General features: G+C 61.1%; 14 protein-coding genes. 6 read left to right on the top strand and 8 right to left on the bottom strand.

Annotated elements, in window-relative coordinates; all coding sequences use genetic code 11:
• Positions 1-211: 211 nt before the first annotated feature.
• Positions 212-922, top strand: coding sequence for an endonuclease/exonuclease/phosphatase family protein (locus ACSX1D_RS05820; RefSeq protein ID WP_439861371.1), 711 nt, complete (start codon positions 212-214; stop codon positions 920-922).
• Between the two features lie 259 nt (positions 923-1,181).
• Complete coding sequence (locus ACSX1D_RS05815; protein WP_439861370.1) at positions 1,182-2,708, top strand: hypothetical protein; 1,527 nt, start codon at positions 1,182-1,184, stop codon at positions 2,706-2,708.
• Between the two features lie 73 nt (positions 2,709-2,781).
• On the opposite strand, the gene ACSX1D_RS05810 is transcribed toward ACSX1D_RS05815, so the two are convergent.
• The 7 genes from ACSX1D_RS05810 to cysM form a co-directional block, all read right to left on the bottom strand.
• Complete coding sequence (locus ACSX1D_RS05810) at positions 2,782-4,944, bottom strand: YecA family protein (protein ID WP_439861369.1); 2,163 nt, start codon at positions 4,942-4,944, stop codon at positions 2,782-2,784.
• 243 nt (positions 4,945-5,187) lie between these two features.
• Positions 5,188-5,463, bottom strand: coding sequence for a Rho-binding antiterminator (locus ACSX1D_RS05805; protein WP_439861368.1), 276 nt, complete (start codon positions 5,461-5,463; stop codon positions 5,188-5,190).
• A gap of 80 nt (positions 5,464-5,543) precedes the next feature.
• A complete protein-coding gene (locus tag ACSX1D_RS05800) occupies positions 5,544-6,083 on the bottom strand; it encodes a DUF2058 domain-containing protein (protein ID WP_208708898.1) in 540 nt (179 codons plus the stop codon).
• A gap of 54 nt (positions 6,084-6,137) precedes the next feature.
• Positions 6,138-6,974: a nucleoside triphosphate pyrophosphohydrolase gene (mazG, locus tag ACSX1D_RS05795; protein WP_439861367.1), complete on the bottom strand. Its 837-nt coding sequence runs from the start codon at positions 6,972-6,974 to the stop codon at positions 6,138-6,140.
• A 111-nt stretch (positions 6,975-7,085) separates the two neighbouring features.
• A complete protein-coding gene (relA, locus tag ACSX1D_RS05790; protein WP_208708896.1) occupies positions 7,086-9,329 on the bottom strand; it encodes a GTP diphosphokinase in 2,244 nt (747 codons plus the stop codon).
• A 168-nt stretch (positions 9,330-9,497) separates the two neighbouring features.
• The gene (rlmD, locus tag ACSX1D_RS05785; RefSeq protein WP_439861366.1) at positions 9,498-10,850 is read right to left on the bottom strand and encodes a 23S rRNA (uracil(1939)-C(5))-methyltransferase RlmD; all 1,353 of its coding nucleotides are present in this window, start codon (positions 10,848-10,850) and stop codon (positions 9,498-9,500) included.
• The gene (gene cysM / locus ACSX1D_RS05780; RefSeq protein WP_439861365.1) at positions 10,850-11,755 is read right to left on the bottom strand and encodes a cysteine synthase CysM; all 906 of its coding nucleotides are present in this window, start codon (positions 11,753-11,755) and stop codon (positions 10,850-10,852) included. Before cysM ends, rlmD begins: the two co-directional genes overlap by 1 nt.
• 184 nt (positions 11,756-11,939) lie before the next feature.
• Here cysM and ACSX1D_RS05775 point away from each other — a divergent pair, with 184 nt between their 5' ends.
• Genes ACSX1D_RS05775 through ACSX1D_RS05760 form a run of 4 tightly spaced genes read left to right on the top strand, consistent with a single transcriptional unit; the run spans position 11,940 to position 16,599 of the window.
• A complete protein-coding gene (locus ACSX1D_RS05775; RefSeq protein ID WP_439861364.1) occupies positions 11,940-14,696 on the top strand; it encodes a response regulator in 2,757 nt (918 codons plus the stop codon).
• A 40-nt stretch (positions 14,697-14,736) separates the two neighbouring features.
• Positions 14,737-15,732 carry a 2-hydroxyacid dehydrogenase gene (locus tag ACSX1D_RS05770; RefSeq protein ID WP_439861363.1) on the top strand — a complete coding sequence of 332 codons (996 nt, stop codon included), beginning with the start codon at positions 14,737-14,739 and terminating at the stop codon, positions 15,730-15,732.
• Positions 15,733-15,760: 28 nt separating this feature from the next.
• The gene (locus tag ACSX1D_RS05765) at positions 15,761-16,186 is read left to right on the top strand and encodes a hypothetical protein (RefSeq protein WP_439861362.1); all 426 of its coding nucleotides are present in this window, start codon (positions 15,761-15,763) and stop codon (positions 16,184-16,186) included.
• 8 nt (positions 16,187-16,194) lie between these two features.
• A complete protein-coding gene (locus ACSX1D_RS05760) occupies positions 16,195-16,599 on the top strand; it encodes an META domain-containing protein (protein ID WP_439861361.1) in 405 nt (134 codons plus the stop codon).
• A 54-nt stretch (positions 16,600-16,653) separates the two neighbouring features.
• Here the strand turns inward: ACSX1D_RS05760 and dinB are convergent, their stop codons facing one another.
• Positions 16,654-17,709, bottom strand: coding sequence for a DNA polymerase IV (gene dinB / locus ACSX1D_RS05755; RefSeq protein ID WP_439862270.1), 1,056 nt, complete (start codon positions 17,707-17,709; stop codon positions 16,654-16,656).
• Positions 17,710-17,844 lie beyond the last annotated feature (135 nt).

Below are 17,844 nucleotides of genomic sequence, written 5' to 3'. Positions count from 1 at the left end.
CTCCTTCTTGAGCCAAAAATATGCTGCCACCAGAACACCACTGTCTATGTATACAGTGGTGAGTCTACCGCTAAAAGCAAAATGCGCAAGCCTGCTAAAAGCGCTCTATCACGGGCATTTCGGGGTATTTTTGTGCTACAAAAATTAATCAATCAGTGTCAGTGATAGACTCATCCACGCGATTCTTCACGCCAAGGGAATGTCCGTCTGAATGCGTATTGTGAGCTGGAACTGCAACGGTGCTTTTCGAAAAAAACTCCATCTGCTGGAGGAGTTGAACGCAGACGTCCTTGTGATCCAGGAATGTGAAGATCCAGTTCAGTGTCGAGATGCCCACTACAAACAATGGGCAAATAATCACCTGTGGGCCGGTGACAACAAGAACAAAGGGCTTGGCGTTTTTGCTAAGCCAGACGTTCGGCTAGAACCCCTGAATCTTGACTCGGGGCGCTTGCAGTTGTTTTTGCCGCTTATGGTCGATGACATCACGCTGCTAGCAGTTTGGACGAAAGAGGCTGGCTCACCGACGTTCAAATACATCGGCCAGCTCTACAAATGGCTTCAATCACACAAAGCTCATTTGGCCACACCGAAGGCTGTCGTCATCGGAGACCTCAACAGCAATGCCTGTTGGGATGTTTGGGATCGTTGGTGGAACCATTCGGATGTGGTTAAAGAACTTGAGAGTCTTGGGCTTCATAGCCTCTACCATTCTCAAGCTGGGGAGTCTCAAGGGGCCGAAACCCAGCCAACATTCTTCTTGCATCGAAAGCTGGAGAAGCCTTATCACATCGATTACGCATTTCTGTCCGAAATGCTTAAGATCGGCGCCCGCATATCAATCGGTGCTGCTGAGCACTGGCTAGAGCACAGTGATCATCTGCCACTCATAGTCGATATTGTGTCAGGCATTAATAAATAAGACCTCCAGACACTCCTCTTTTTATCCCTGAATAATAGCGGTAAAAACTCGCTATCTCGGCATAATAGGAAGCGCACTTCCTAGCTTCCCTCTAAAGGTCTGACTCTGCAATTATCCAGGCCGCTGACTTTGATCTGGCTAACCGCGAACGAAAATCAGAAAAACACCTCCGCAAAATCAAATATAACAAAAAACTACAATAGTTCAAGTTTACATGGCTAAGCGCACTGCTTCACCATAAACAAAAAGGGGGATAGTGATGAGCCTAATAAATAAAATTTCTGAAGAGTTAAAATATCTAGCCTCAAGATATCTAGCCTCAAGAGACGTTGGCGATAAGTCGAGAGAGCAGATAGCGGAAGATGAAAGGAAAGCCGCCGAGAAAAAAGCAAGAGAAGAACAACTCGCCGCTATGGAGCGAGAGAAAAATGAGGTAAAGGCTGCCGAAGAGCAGAAGATCGCTATGGAATTAGAACGACTAGAGCAGGAGAAAATAGAGCGCGAAGCATCTGAAAGAAAGCAAAAAGAGCTTGTCGATGGAATTATTTCTGACTCCAATAACCATGCACTCGTTAAGCAAAATGGAGTGTGCATTTGTGGCGGATTGACAGATGTCGATTTTTTAGATGGAAAACCGCTTTCCACTCAAAAGGTTAGAGTTGATATATGCATCGAAAACAAGATTAAGGCTTACGTGGAAGTAATAAATGACCCAAACAAATATTTTAATGACACTGTCGGGGAATTTTTTAGCTGGAAGCATAAGTATTCAAGAGAACCGGTAGTGGAGCAAATTCTGGATCCGCATGGAAATCAAATCGATATAAGCGAGGAAATTTTAAGCCCATTAAAAAATGTACTGCGAGAGATTGCAAGGCAGTCAATATACATTGACCTTTATGCTGATTTGAATACTCCAAGATTTTCAGAGCAATACAAAAATGAGCATATGGAGACCTTCAGAAATTGCATGCAGGCAATAAATTCAATACAGCTAATTAAGGTTAATGAAAACATTTTCATAAAAGCTAACGGGAAAGAAATTTCATTTGACGAAAAAACTTTCGAATTCAGCATGCGCAAACTTGAAAATGCAGTTTCTGGCAAATTTAAATCAAAGCCAGATGCGCATGACAAGGCGCTTTTGGGGAGAACAATTGGAGTTGTTGCTTCTCGGGAGTTTGGTTTAGAAAGTAAAGTATCAGTGGCATTACTAGAGGAAAAGATAAAAAAATATAATAGCTTGACAGGTGAGGATGCTGGCTTATGTATCAACTCAGGCCTGTACACTCTAATTCATAATTCTGAAGAAAATGAAAGTGCTAATGTTTTTGAAGGATTTAAAGATGTTACTATCTGGGAAGCATTTGGAGTGATGTCACGTAAAATTGATCAACTTAAAGAAAATCCGCATGTTCTCGCTCATTTGAGATTCAAGAATAGAATTAATGAACTCTGTAAAATAATTTCTGCCGAAATGAATGAAGGATCCAAGGTAATTCCCGAATTCAAGCCGACAGAAGACCCTTCTATTTATTGCTTGGGTTTCTATTCGGTTTTTGATTATAAAGGAACTAAGATAAAGACAGAAACTATCCCTATCGGGAAAGGCAGAATTGATTACCTTATGCCATCTATTGATTTATACATTTCAAATCCGGAAATGCTGTCTGTAGGCATGAACATAGAGGCTAACCAAAAAATAGAAAGCCTAAAAAAAGAGCAGCAGATAGCTAATCATGCTTTGCATAATATTAAAAATGAAAAAAGATCCCCCAAAATTTAATTTAGGTCTCTATCACTTCTATTTATGCAGCCCATAAAGCAAAAGGCTCTCTTGCAGGTTAAGCCTGAAAAATTCACAAAAGACAGCATTTTTTGTACTTTTTCCCACTACCACAAGGGCATGGCTCGTTACGACCATGCTTACTAGGGCGCAGGCTTCGCTCCATGGACTTCAGTGCCACGCTCATTGGCGATGAAGTCTTCATTCCTTGTGTTATCACATCCCAATCAGCGGATTGCACCCATGGAAAATCCAGAGTCACACCGAACTGGATCTCGCAGTCAGGGCTGATTGAAACTCCAAACCAGGTAGGCGCTTGCTCCTTGTACTTTCGCTTCTCGCAATGCAGTTGCAGATCACTAATCACGGCCTCACTTGGTACAGGATTACAGTGAAAGCAAATCCCCGTTCTACCCTCACTCATACCAAGCGTGAAGTCATGACGTTTTAAATCCTTCTTGGCCAGGGAGGTGATACTCTCTAGCCCTTTATGAACGGCCTTGCATGAGTCCTCCTCCATAGACAAGAGTGTGAACCCTAATTCTAAAACTGCTGGGTCAGGGCGATGTTCGATCTGGATAATCAACCGCTCGTAAAGAGTACCCCGCATAACGGTCAAAATTCCTGGTGGTACTCTTTGACCAGGCAATCCCTCTCGACGCACAGTCATGGCAACATCCAAATCTGCTGCAATCGAATCTTCCAACATGACCATGTTGTATTGAGGGTCTAACCACAAGTTGCGTCGGAGATGGTACGAAAGAGCCGTAAGTTCATGCCCAATCATGATTTTGTCAGTGGCCGCCAAGCGCATTCGGACATAGCTCAGGAAACGAAGCGGGCTGTCCAGCATTTCAGCAAGAACATCAAGGAGGAAAACGTCCATCACGAATGGAGGCTGAACAACCTTGCTTGACTCGTACTTGAGGTACTGGCTAGCCTGAAACGCCAATGCTGGGTAATGATCGGAAACCACACAGAATGGGTAGATTTCTCTGATTGTTTCTGGAAGCTTAACCTCCAGTCCTTGATCATTTTCCAGACGGCATTTACCTGAAAGAATGCCATTAGCACACTCTAAGCCTTGGTCATACGCCTTTTGAATCGCGGCAGCAAAGTCTGCCTTTAACTGCCCATCGTTACCTTTTCGAGCACTTAGGGTGAGCTTTTTCGCTTTCGCCTGAACAATGATGATTCTGTCCCCAAAGACGACCAAGACATCGGCCTCAGCGACAGTTCTTTTACCCTCATATAGGTTTACGTTCGTATGTACTTTCGCTGCGCCGAAGACAGCAGAGAGGCGTCGATGTGAGAATTTTTCTGCGAATGCCCCTCGGTTATCAGACGCTTGTTGTTTGTATGCTGGATCTTCGTTCATCCAGAAAAAAGGCGACTCATACAGCGCTTCATAGATAGCGTAGTGCGAAAACAACAATACAGAGCCGCGCCCGGTAGGCAGCAAAGGTGTGGCGGCCACAGAATTGAAGTCGCCCAGCTCTTTGAATTGTGCGTTATCTCCAGTGAATATAAGCGCTCGGAAAACCGCTTCAACAACATAGAGGTCAAGCCCAGTACGTTGGGCTATCTCTGTCGGCGTGAATTCAAAATTGGGCAGTATCAAGCCTTTCGGAAGATATCTAGGCTTGTGGTCAGGATGCGAAGGGGCTTCGTTTGTAGCCCTAGCATCCATCAGAGAGCACATTGCTTGTGCTACCCGTTGCGCCTGAGCACTCGTGAATCCCTTTGCGGCTTGCAACCAATCATCATCACAAGCGTGCTTTTCAACAAAAAAATCCCGATATTGGAAGCTGTAGGCAGACTCTGTTCCATAAAAGATTGGTTCTCTCATGGCATTGCCTTGCCAGAAATTATCTAAGTCACCGCCAGCTTTTGCCTCACTTATTAACTTTCCGAACGCAGAACTGCTCATAGAGTCATGGAGTTCAGCCATTAGTTCGTCGGTGCGTGCTATGTAGCTGCTGAGCGTGCCTGTATCCGGCTCTGATAGGTCGAGCGGCTGGCGCACTACAAGACCCAACAAGGTCGTAATTTCATTCCTGTTGAGTCGCTTGGTGTCAAAGAGATGGCTGATGTCAGCAGCCTTGTGCTCACCATGAATCGCAACGAAGTTGTCGCGATAGCAGATGCTTGCTATTGCGTGGATATACCCTGGCTGAGCTGTGAGGCTAATCAAATCAGCAAAAATATCAGCTTCGCTTCGCGCGGTTGTAAACATACAGGCCATCCCTAGATCAGTATCGCAGTCACTGATTTCTACATGATCGTGCAGATCCAATTCAAGGATATCAAGACTGCAATGACTGCATTTAAAGTCATTGAATTGAAAAATAGCGACTAATGACTGAAAATAAAGTCATTAGCCGAACAGACAAACCGTCATGCGTTCTCAGTCGGCAATGGCTTTCGTAAGCCATTGATTTAATAAGTATTGTGCGCCTGGTGCATAATAGCGATGGCCTCAGCAAAGATCCCCGCTCAATAGCACGCGGGCGAAGCTGGCCCCCGGGGTCAGCGGCGTGATCGCGAGCAGGCGGTCGAGACGCAGGCGCTGCTCGCCAGCGTCGGTTCGCACGCTCAGGAACTCTTCCTTGCTTGCCGTGGTTTGCGTGGTCAACGCCTCAGCGTCCAGCTGCCCGCCATCCACCAGTTCGATGCGCAGCCGGTAGTGATGCAGGCAGGCGATCTCCAGGTAGTCATGAAGATCGCAGTTCAGTGGCTGGTAGCTGTCGTCCATCTGCCATTCCTCACCTGTGCAGACGTGCAGTTCGCCGCCATAAAAAGGCCGGGACGGGCCCGGCTTTTATAAAGAGAGCATTACCACATCAGGTCGTCCGGCACCTGATAGGCGGCGTAGGGGTCGTCGGCGTCCGGCGCCTCGGTCGGCGTATTGAGCAGGACGATGCGCTGCGCGTCGCGGGCCTGGATCTTCAGCGCCGCCTCACGCGGGATCACCTCGTAGCCGCCGCCGTGACGGACGATGGCCAGCGAGCCGCAGCTGAGCTTGTCGCGCATCAGCTTGTTCACCGACAGGCGCTTGACCTTCTTGTCGTCGACGAAGTTGTAGTAATCCTCGGTGGTCAACTTGGGCAGACGGGACACCTCGATCAGCTGCTTGATCTGCGCGGCGCGGGCCTTCTGCTCGGCCTTCTCCTGCTGCTGGCGATTGAGCTCCTGGTCGCGGGCGGCCTTCTCGGCCATGGCCTGCTGGGCGGCGAGCTTCTGCGACTCGTCCTTCTCGACCTGGCCCTTGTGCTCCAGGCGCTTCTGCTTCTGCTTCTCTTTGCTGACCTGCTTGGCCTGCTTCTCGTTGACCAGCCCGGCTTTGAGCAACTGGTCGCGTAGTGAAAGAGCCATAACCTACCTTTAACCGACGAACATTAATATGCGACGAGCCGCGCTCGAACCTGCCTAGCAGGCCGACGGCCTGTCGCGCTTTTCCAGTTTCTTGGCTTCACCCCAGAGCGCGTCCAGGTCTTCCAGGGGGCAATCTTCGATGGCCCGACCCGCTTCGCGCAAGGCCTGCTCGATAAAACGGAAGCGCTGCTCGAACTTGCCATTGGCGGCGCGCAGGGCCGATTCCGGATCGACCTTGAGGTGCCGCGCCAGGTTGGTCACCACGAACAGCAGATCACCGATCTCCTCGGCGATCGCCTCCGGGTCGTTCTCGCTCATGGCCTCGAGCACCTCGTCCAGCTCCTCGCGCACCTTGTCCACCACCGGCAGGGCCGCGGGCCAGTCGAAGCCGACCTGGGCGGCGCGCTTCTGCAACTTGGTGGCGCGACTCAAGGCCGGCAGGGCCAGGGGCACGTCGTCGAGCAGGGACAGCTGCTCCGGCGCGACGGCCTTCTGCGCCCGCTCCTCGGCCTTGAGCTCTTCCCAGCGCTGCTTGACCGCCGCCTCTTCCAGCCTGGCCGCATCGGGGGCGCCGTACAGGTCGCCATCGACGAACACATGGGGATGACGATGCACCAGCTTGCGGGTGATGCCGTCGACCACCTCGGCGAAGGCGAAGCGCCCCTCCTCGCTGGCCAGCTGGCTGTAGTACACCACCTGGAACAGCAGGTCGCCCAGCTCGCCGGGCAGATGCTCGAAGTCGCCGCGCTCGATGGCGTCAGCCACTTCATAGGCTTCTTCGATGGTGTGCGGCACGATGCTAGCGTAGGACTGCTTGAGGTCCCAGGGGCAGCCATATTGCGGGTCCCGCAGGCGGGCCATCAGGTGCAACAGGTCGTCGAGTTGATACATGCGAAGCTCCGATCGACGTAGGGTGGATGACGCCTTGCCCGTCCACCGGCGGGCTTTCGGCACGCCGGTGGACGAATGAAGCGGCGCCCCCAGGGCTGGCGCGCGGGCGGTTCAGGACGGCCGCTGGCGCCGGGCCTCGATGATATTGGGCAGCTGCGAGATGCGTCCGAGCAGGCGTCCCAGTGCATCCAGCCCGGGAATCTCCACCGTGATCGACATCGACGCGGTGTTGTCTTCCTTGTTCGACTGGGTATTGACCGCCAGCACGTTGAGCTTCTCGTTGAGCAGCAACTGGGTCACGTCGCGCAGCAGGCCGGAGCGATCGTAGGCCTTGATGACGATATCCACCGGGTAGGTCTGCACCGGCACCGGCCCCCAGCTGACCTGGATGATCCGCTCCGGCTCGCGGCCGGCCATCTGCAGCACCGAGGCGCAGTCCTGGCGGTGAATACTGACCCCGCGACCGAGGGTGATGTAGCCGACGATCGGGTCGCCCGGCAGCGGCTTGCAGCAGCCGGCCATCTGCGTCAGCAGGTTGCCGACGCCCTGGATCTGGATGTCGCCGCGCTTGCCCGGGCGGAAGCCCAGGGCCTTGCGCGGGATCAGCTCGAGCTGCTCGCTGCCGCGCTCCGGCTCCACCAGCTGCTGGGCCAGGTTGACCAGGTGGGCCAAGCGCACGTCGCCGGCGCCGAGGGCGGCAAACAGGTCCTCGGCACTCTTCAGGTTGGCCTTCTCGGCCAGCGCGTCGAACTCAACCTGCGGCAGGGCCAGGCGGCCCAGCTCGCGCTCGAGCATGGCCTTGCCGGCGGCGACGTTCTGGTCGCGGTCCTGCAGCTTGAACCAGTGGACGATCTTCGCCCGCGCCCGCGAGGTGGTGACATAGCCCAGGTTGCTGTTCAGCCAGTCGCGGCTCGGCGTACCGTGCTTGCTGGTGATGATCTCCACCTGCTCGCCGGTCTGCAGGCTGTAGTTGAGCGGCACGATGCGCCCGTTGATCTTGGCACCACGGCAGTTGTGGCCGATCTCGGTGTGCACCCGGTAGGCGAAATCCAGTGGCGTGGCGCCCTTGGGCAGGTCGATGGCGTGGCCATCGGGGGTGAACACGTAGACCCGGTCGGGCTCGATATCCACTCGCAACTGCTCGGCCAGGCCGCCGATGTCGCCCAGTTCCTCGTGCCACTCGAGCACCTGGCGCAGCCAGGAAATCTTCTCTTCGTAGTGATTGGAGCCGGACTTGACGTCGGTGCCCTTGTAGCGCCAGTGGGCGCACACCCCCAGCTCCGCCTCCTCGTGCATGGCGTGGGTGCGGATCTGCACCTCCAGCACCTTGCCCTCGGGCCCCAGTACCGCGGTATGCAGCGAGCGGTAGCCGTTTTCCTTGGGGTTGGCGATGTAGTCGTCGAACTCCTTGGGGATGTGCCGCCAGAGGGTGTGGACGATGCCCAGCGCGGTGTAGCAGTCGCGCATCTCCGGCACCAGCACGCGCACCGCGCGCACGTCGTAGATCTGGCTGAACTGCAGGCCCTTGCGCTGCATCTTGCGCCAGATCGAATAGATGTGTTTCGCCCGGCCGCTGATGTCGGGCTTGATCCCGGTGGCCTCCAGCTCGGCGCGCAGGTGGTCCATCGCATCGTTGATGTACTGCTCGCGGTCCAGGCGCCGCTCGTGCAGCAGCTTGGCGATCTGCTTGTACTGGTCGGGCTCCAGGTAGCGGAAGGACAGGTCTTCCAGCTCCCATTTGATATGGCCGATGCCCAGGCGGTGGGCCAGCGGCGCGTAGATGTCGAAGACCTCGCGCGCCACGCGCTGGCGCTTCTCGTCGTCGGCTTCCTTGACCGCGCGGATCGCGCAGGTGCGCTCGGCCAGCTTGATCAGGGCCACGCGCACGTCGTCGACCATGGCCACCAGCATCTTGCGCAGGTTCTCCACCTGGGCCTGGGAGCCGAGCACCAGGGAATCGCGCGGGTTGAGGCTGGCGCTGATCGCCGCCATGCGCAGCACGCCGTCGATCAGCTTGGCCACCACCGGGCCGAAGCGCTGATGCACGGCCGCCAGGGTCACCTTGCCCTCGCGCACGCCACGGTAGATCACCGCGGCCACCAGGGAGTCCTGATCGAGCTTGAGGTCGGCGAGAATCTCGGCGATCTCCAGGCCGGCGCGGAAACTCGACGCGCCCTCGGCCCACAGATTCTGCGCGGCATTGGCCTGCTGCTCGGCCTCACGGGCGAACTCGCAGGCGTCGTGCAAGGCCTCGCGGTCCAGCGCCGGATCGACACTGAGCACATGCTCCAGCCAGGCCTCGAGATTGATGCTGCCGTCATCGTTGATCGGCTGATGCGCTCTCACCTGAACCATACTGCTTACCTTCCCTTACGGTGCGCATGCGGCGCCCCGAACGATCGCCGGCCTTCTCCGGGCCAGTCGGTTTAACTGCTTGAGGTGCGCTCCCTGCCCACCCTGTTGAACCTAGATAAGGTTACCCCAACGCAAAAACAAGACGCCTTGCGCGGGGTAGATCCCGACCTACGGCTTTTCGAACAACGCCATCGCCTCGACATGGGCAGTCTGCGGAAACATGTCGAGGATGCCCGCCTGGCTCAGCCTGTAGCCCTGCGCCAGCAACTCGGCACTGTCGCGCGCCAGCGTCGCCGGATTACAGGAGACATACACCAGGCGCCGGGCGCCCAGCGCGCCGATCTGCCGGACCACCTGCAGCGCACCGTCGCGCGGCGGGTCGAGCAGCACGGCGGCGAAACCGCCCTGGGCCCAGCCGGCGTCGGCCAGGGGCTCGGCCAGGTCGGCCCGCACCACCTGCACGTTGTCCAGGCCATTGCCGGCGGCATTCTGCGCAGCCCGTTCGACCATCGCCTGCACCCCTTCCACCGCCACCACCTCGCGCACCTCGCGGGCCAGCGGCAGGGCGAAGTTGCCCAGGCCGCAGAACAGGTCCAGCACCCGTTCATCAGCCTGGGGTGCCAGCCACTCCAAGGCCTGGGCGACCATCGCCTCGTTCACCAGCGCATTGACCTGGACGAAGTCGCCGGGCCGGTAGCTCAGCTGCAGGTTCCAGCGTTCCAGGCGATAGCCCAGCTCGGGCGCCGAGGCGAACGGTTCGGGCTCGCCACCGCCCTGCAGCCACAGCTGCGCGTCCTGGGCCATGGAGAACGCCTGCAGGCGCGCTAGGTCGGCCTCGCCCAGGGCAGAGGTGTGACGCACCAAGATAGCGCTGGCGGTGCCATGGAACAGCTCCACGTGGCCGATGGCCTGGGGCTTGTCCAGGCTCCTCAGCACATTCGGCAAGGCCCGCAGGATAGGCTGCAAGGGCTGTACCAGAACCGGGCAGTCGTCGATGGTGACGATGTCCTGGCTGGCCGCGGCGCGAAAGCCGACGTCCAGGCGCCGGGCCTTGGCGTCCCAGCGCACGGCGATGCGCGCGCGACGCCGGTAGCCGAACTCGAGGCCGACCAGCGGCGCTGCCCAGCGCTGCGGCTGCACCCCGGCCACTCGGCTGAACTGCTCGGCGAGCTGGCGCTGCTTGAGCTCGAGCTGGTCGGCGTGGGGTATATGCTGCACGCTGCAGCCGCCGCAGGTTCGCGCATGGACGCAGGGCTCGGGACGGCGCTGCGGGCTGGCGCCGAGAATGCGCTCGGCGCGGGCCTCGACCACCTGGCTGCGGGCGCCCTGCACGCGGGCCTCGACCTCCTCGCCGGGCAGGGCGCCGCTGACGAACCAGGTGCGCCCCTCGACGAAAGCGATGCCACGGCCATCATTGGCCAGGCGCTCGATGCTCAGGCGCTGCTTCTTGCCCACCGGCACCTGGGGCGCACGCGCGCCGCCGCTGGGCTGAAAGCGCAGCCCACCGCTCTTCTTGGCCATCAGTCGTGGGGCGTGTCGTACACGCCGGTGGACAGGTATCGGTCGCCACGATCACAGATGATCGCCACCATCACCGCGTTCTCCACTTCCTGGGACAGGCGCAGCATGGCCGCCACCGAACCGCCGGACGACACCCCGCAGAAGATCCCCTCCTCGCGCGCCAGACGGCGCATGGTGTCTTCGGCCTCGCGCTGGGCCATGTCGATGATCCGGTCGACCCGCTCGGCCTGATAGATCTTCGGCAGGTATTCCTGCGGCCAGCGGCGGATGCCGGGAATCGACGCGCCCTCCATCGGCTGCAGGCCGACGATCTGCACCTGCGGGTTCTGCTCCTTGAGGTAGCGCGACACCCCCATGATGGTGCCGGTGGTGCCCATGGAGCTGATGAAATGAGTGATCCGGCCCTGGGTCTGGCGCCAGATTTCCGGGCCGGTGCCGCTGTAGTGGGCCTCGGGGTTATCACCGTTGGCGAACTGGTCGAGGACCTTGCCGCGGCCGCCGCGCTGCAGGCTCTCGGCCAGGTCGCGGGCGCCTTCCATGCCGTCCTCGCGCGACACCAGCACCAGCTCGGCGCCGTAGGCGGTCATCGCCGCCTTGCGCTCGGCACTCATGTTGTCCGGCATGATCAGGATCAGTTCGTAGCCCTTGATCGCTGCCGCCATCGCCAGGGCGATGCCGGTATTGCCGCTGGTGGCCTCGATCAGGGTATCGCCGGGGCGGATATCGCCACGCAGCTCGGCGCGGGTGATCATCGACAGCGCCGGGCGGTCCTTCACCGAGCCGGCCGGGTTGTTGCCCTCCAGCTTGACCAGCAGGGTGTTGGAAGTCGTGCCCGGCAGGCGCTGCAAACGCACCAGCGGGGTGTTGCCGATGCAATCGGCGATGGTGGGAAACTGCAGGGTCATGGCGTCGCTCGAATCCAGACGGCAAGAAGGGGCACCCATGATAACGGCAAACCGGCGACGGCCATAACGCGACGATGATCTACCCGGGCGCATCGGCTAGACGCGGGCGGGCCTGTCATTCCCGCGAGGCCAGCCGCTACACTGGCGCACTGAGGACAGTGATAGGCCGGGCAGGAGAAAGCGAGTGTTCAAGGATCTAGGCATCAAAGGCCGCGTGCTGATGCTCACCCTGTTGCCGACCAGCCTGCTGGCGCTGGTACTCGGTGGCTATTTCACCTGGGTGCAACTGTCCGGCCTGCAGGCCCAGTTGCTGCAGCGCGGACAGATGATCGCCGAGCAGCTCGCCCCGCTGGCGGCCCCCGCCCTGCTGCGGGGCGACGCCACCCTGCTGCAGCGCATCGCCACCCAGGCCCTGGAGCAGCCGGACGTGCGCGCGGTGCGCTTCCTCGCCGCGGCGCGCGAACACCTGGCCCACGCCGGACCCAGCATGCTCAACGCCGCGCCCAGCGGCGGCGAACTGCAGGCCGCGCGACGCACCGGCCAGGACGCCACGCGTTTCCTCCTGCCGGTATTCGAGCAGCACCTGAACCTGACCGGGGCGGCGATCGACGGCCCCGGCGAGCGCCTGCTCGGCTGGGTGGAGCTGGAGCTGTCGCACCACGGTACCCTGCTCAGCGGCTATCGCAGCCTGTTCGCCAGCCTCTTGCTGATCGCCACCGGGCTGATCGTCACCGCCCTGCTGGCCATGCGCATGAGCCGCAGCATCAACGCCCCCCTGCGGCGCATCAAGCACAGCGTCGCCCTGCTCCAGGACGGCCACCTGGAAACCCGCCTGCCGGCGCTCGGCAGCCATGAGATGGACGAGCTGGCCGCTGGCATCAACCGCATGGCCGAGGCCCTGCAGAACGCCCAGGAAGAACTGCAGCACAGCATCGACCAGGCCACCGAGGACGTGCGGCAGAACCTGGAGACCATCGAGATCCAGAACATCGAACTGGACTTCGCGCGCAAGGAGGCCCTGGAGGCCAGCCGCATCAAGTCCGAGTTCCTCGCCAACATGAGCCACGAGATCCGCACCCCGCTCAACGGCATCCTCGGCTTCACCAACCTGCTGCAGAAGAGCGAGCTGAGCCCGCGCCAGCAGGACTACCTGGGCACCATCGAGAAATCCGCCGACAGCCTGCTGGGGATCATCAACGAGATCCTCGACTTCTCCAAGATCGACGCCGGCAAGCTGGTGCTCGAGAGCATTCCGTTCAACCTGCGCGACCTGCTCCAGGACACCCTGACCATCCTCGCCCCGGCGGCCCACGAGAAGCAGCTGGAACTGCTCAGCCTGGTCTACCGCGACACCCCCATGACCCTGGTCGGCGACCCCCTGCGCCTCAAGCAGGTGCTGACCAACCTGGTGAGCAACGCGATCAAGTTCACCCGCGAGGGCAGCATCGTCCTGCGCGCCATGCTCGAGGACGAGAGCGCCGACCACGCGCAGCTGCGCATCAGCGTGCAGGACACCGGCATCGGCCTGTCCAACGAGGACCTGCGCGCGCTGTTCCAGTCCTTCAGCCAGGCCGACAACTCGCTGTCGCGCCAGGCCGGCGGCACCGGCCTGGGCCTGGTGATCTCCAAGCGCCTGATCGAGCAGATGGGCGGCGAGATCGGCGTCGACAGCAGCCCCGGCGAGGGTTCGGAGTTCTGGGTCAGCCTGAGCCTGCCGAAGGCCCGCGACGACGCCGAGGACCTGCCGCGCCCCCCCCTGCTGGGGCGGCGCGTGGCGCTCCTCGAAAGCCACGACCTGGCGCGCCAGGCCCTGGAGCACCAACTGGAGGACTGCGGCCTGAAGGTCAGCGCCTTCGCCGACCTCGACAGCCTGCTGGAGGCCGTCGGCCAGGCCAGCCATGGCGAGCAGCCGATCAACCTGGCGGTGCTCGGCGTCACCGCCCAGGCCCTGCCGCCGGACACCTTGGGCCAGCGCATCTGGGACCTGCAGCGCCTCGCCTGCAAGACCGTGGTGCTCTGCCCGACCACCGAGCAGGCGCTCTACCACGAGGCCCTGCCCGATGCTTACAGCCAGCTGCAGGCCAAGCCCGCCTGCACCCGCAAGCTGCAACGCGCCCTGGCCGAACTGATCAGCCCCCGCCTGCCGCTGCGTAGGGAAACCGACCCGCCGGTCCCGGGCCGGGCCGCGCGCATCATGTGCGTGGACGACAACCCGGCCAACCTGCTGCTGGTCCGCACCCTGCTCGAGGACATGGGCGCCACGGTGAGCAGCGCCAGCAGCGGTTACCAGGCCCTGGAGCAGGTGCAGCACGACAGCTTCGACCTGATCTTCATGGACGTGCAGATGCCCGGCATGGACGGGCGCCAGACCACCGAGGCGATCCGCCAGTGGGAAGCCGAGCGCCAGCGCACGCCGGTACCGATCATCGCCCTGACCGCCCACGCCCTGGCCAACGAGCGCCGCGCCCTGCTGCAGAGCGGCCTCGACGACTACCTGACCAAGCCCATCAGCGAGCGCCAGCTGGCCCAGGTGGTGCTCAAGTGGACCGGCCTGGCCCTGCGCAGCCAGGCACCGGAGCACCCCGCCGAGACTGGCGCCGGCGCCAGCCAGCTGAGCGTGCTGGATGCCGCCGAGGGCTTGCGCCTGGCCGCCGGCAAGGCCGACCTGGCCAGCGACATGCTGAACATGCTGCTGGCCGGACTGCCCGGCGATCGCCAGGCGATCCGCCAGGCCCGCGAGTCCGGCGAGCGCAAGGCGCTGATCGAGCGGGTCCACCGCCTGCACGGCGCCACCCGCTACTGCGGCGTGCCGCAACTGCGCGCTGCCTGCCAGCGCAGCGAAACCCTGCTGAAACAGAACGACCCGGCCGCCCAGCACGCCCTGGACGAGCTGGACGCGGCCATCGACCGGCTGGCCAACGAAACTCAGGTCAGCGCCTGAGGCCACAGCGCCACCGGAGAACCCGCAACGAGGAGCCGCCATGCGCATCATCCTGTTCAGCAGCAAGCCCTATGACCGCGACAGCTTTCTCGCCGCCAAGCGCCCGGAGGCCTGGCAGCTGCAGTTCCAGGAGGCCCACCTGGGGCTCGAGTCCGCCGCCCTGGCGCAGCACTGCGAGGTGGTCTGCGCCTTCATCAACGACGACCTCTCGGCGCCGGTGCTGCAGCGCCTGGCGGCCGGCGGCACCCGCCTGATCGCCCTGCGTTCGGCCGGCTACAACCATGTCGACCTGAAGACCGCGCAGCAACTCGGCCTCGAGGTCGTACGGGTGCCGGCCTATTCCCCCCACGCGGTGGCCGAACACGCGGTGGCGCTGATCCTGGCCCTGAACCGGCGCATCCACCGCGCCTTCAATCGCACCCGCGAGGGCGACTTTTCCCTGCATGGGCTGACCGGCTTCGACCTGCACGGCAAGACCGTCGGCGTTGTCGGCTGCGGCAACATCGGCCGGGTCTTCGCCCGCATCATGGCCGGCTTCGGCTGCCGGGTGCTGGTCTACGATCCCTTTCCGGTGGCGGACCTGGCACAACTGGGCGGCCAGCAAGTGGAACTCGACCAACTGGTCGCCGAGAGCGACATCATCAGCCTGCACTGCCCGCTGAACGAAAGCAGCCACCACCTGATCGACGCGACGCGCCTGGGGCAGATGAAGCGCGGCGCGATGCTGATCAACACCGGGCGCGGCGCCCTGGTCGACACCCCCGCGCTGATCGATGCGCTGAAGAGCGGCCAGCTCGGTCATCTCGGCCTGGATGTCTACGAGGAGGAAGCCGAGCTGTTCTTCGACGACTGCTCCGACCAGCCGCTGCAGGACGACGTACTGGCGCGCCTGCTGACCTTTCCCAATGTCATCGTCACCGCCCACCAGGCCTTCCTCACCCACGAGGCGCTGACCGCGATCGCCAGCACCACCCTGGACAACATCGCCGCCTGGGCGGCCGGCGCGCCGGTCAATCGGCTGCCCCCCGGCCCGTGATAGCATGCGCGGCAATTTTGGAGGAGCCATGGCCGAACACGATTTTCGCTACAACCTGCTCAACCCCGAGCACACCCTGATCGAATGCCGCGCGCTGGCGCCGGGCCGCTACCAGGTCACCGGCAACGGCGGCTCGATTCACAGCGGCGACGGCCTGCTGGTCACCCTCAAGGGCAGCCGCGATCTGAGCATGCGCCTGCAGGTCGACAAGGTGCGCCACCTGATCAACCCACGCGGCCAGTGGGTCGCCGTCGCCCACGGCCCGGCCTTCGGCGAGCTGGCGATCTTCAACTGGCAGGTCAAGTGCGACGGCTGCGCCAGCCAGCTGGACTTCGAGTTCGCCGTCGACGCCGCCCTCGGCAAGAAGGCCCAGGCTCCGGCGGCCGAAGCGCGCATCCGCGAGCTGGGCTGGCGCAGCCAGGACGGCCGCCACCTGTGCCCCAAGTGCCCATAGGCCCAAGCATGCGTCACGCCCTGATAATCGCCCTGCTCGGCGCCAGCCTGCTGGGCTGCGCCAGCCCCCCGTCGCAGCTGGAAACCGAGCGCAGCTACCGGATCGAGTGGATAGGCGAACGTCCGGTATTGGACCGTAGCCACCTGAGCATCACCCTGGGCGAGGACGGCCGCGCCTACGGCAATGCCGGCTGCAACCACTGGTTCGCCCCCTATGAGCGGGAGGGACAGGCCCTGCGCTTCGGTCCCGCTGGCAGCACCCGCAAGCTGTGCGCCCCGGCGCTGATGGAGCAGGAAGCGCGCTTTCTCGACAGCCTGGGCAAGGTGCAGCGCTGGGATGTCTCGCCCCTCGATCAGCTGCGCCTGTGGCCCGAGACCGGCAAACCGCTGCGCCTCTGGCCGCTCGAGGGCTAGCTGACGCAGACTGCCCGCATCCCCCAACGGTGGATGTGAAAGGTGACATCCACCCTACGGCGCGAACAACTCCAGCTGCTCATGCCGGCCGCGCAGCTCGTGCAGCCGCACCCCCACCCCGAGCAACCGCACCGGCTTGTTGCCGCGGGCGAACGCGGCGCTGAGCAGCAGCTTGTAGCTGTCCAGGTCGCGACGCGCGCCGGCCTGCTCCAGGGTGGTCTGGGTGAAGTCGTGGAACTTGATCTTGACGAAGGGCTTGTCCGGCCGGTAGCTGGCGTCCAGGCGCGCCATGCGCCGGGCCAGCTCCTCGAGCAGCTGCGGCAACTGCGCGAGGCAGGCCGGCAGGTCCGGCAGGTCGTGGTCGAAGGTGGTCTCCACGCTGACCGTCTGCCGGCGGCTGTCGGTCTGCACCGGTCGCTCATCGATGCCCCGCGCCAAGCCCCAGAGCCGCTCGCCGAAGTGGCCGAACTCCTTGACCAGCGCCAGCTTGTGCCACTGGCGCAGATCCGCGCAGTCACGAATGCCCAGGCGCCCAAGCTTGTCCGCGGTCACCTTGCCCACGCCGTGCAGCTTGCTGACCGGCAGTTCGGCGACGAACGCCTCGATCTGCTCCGGGGTGATCACGAACAGGCCGTTGGGCTTCTTCCAGTCGCTGGCGATCTTGGCCAGAAACTTGTTCGGCGCCACGCCGGCCGAGACGGTGATGTGCAGTTCCTGGGAGACCCGCCGGCGAATCTCCTGGGCAATGCGCGTGGCGCTGCCGGCGAAATGCGGGCTGTCCGACACATCCAGATAGGCCTCATCCAGGGAGAGCGGCTCGATGACCTCGGTGTAGTCGCGAAAGATCCCGTGAATCTCGCGCGAAACCGCCTTGTACACCTCCATCCGCGGCTTGACGATGAGCAGGTCCGGGCACAGTTTCAGCGCATGCCCGGAGGCCATCGCCGAACGCACCCCATAGGCACGCGCCTCGTAATTGCAGGTGGCGATCACCCCACGACGATCCGCCGCCCCGCCCACCGCCAGCGGCTTGCGCGCCAGGCTGGGGTCGTCGCGCATTTCGATGGCGGCATAGAAGCAGTCGCAATCGACATGGATGATCTTGCGGATTGCCATGGACGGAATCTGTAACTCAAGGTGTGGCGGACGGACAACAGGTCGAGCGGCGCCGAGGGTTAGACCGAATAGCCCCGGACTCTAGCCCAAGCGCGACGCCATCGGCTACGCCGGTCAGCCAGACAGCCG

It is taken from the genome of Pseudomonas sp. MBLB4136 (assembly GCF_051904765.1).
GTDB lineage: Bacteria > Pseudomonadota > Gammaproteobacteria > Pseudomonadales > Pseudomonadaceae > Aquipseudomonas.
This window is presented reverse-complemented; position numbering and strand designations above follow the sequence as displayed.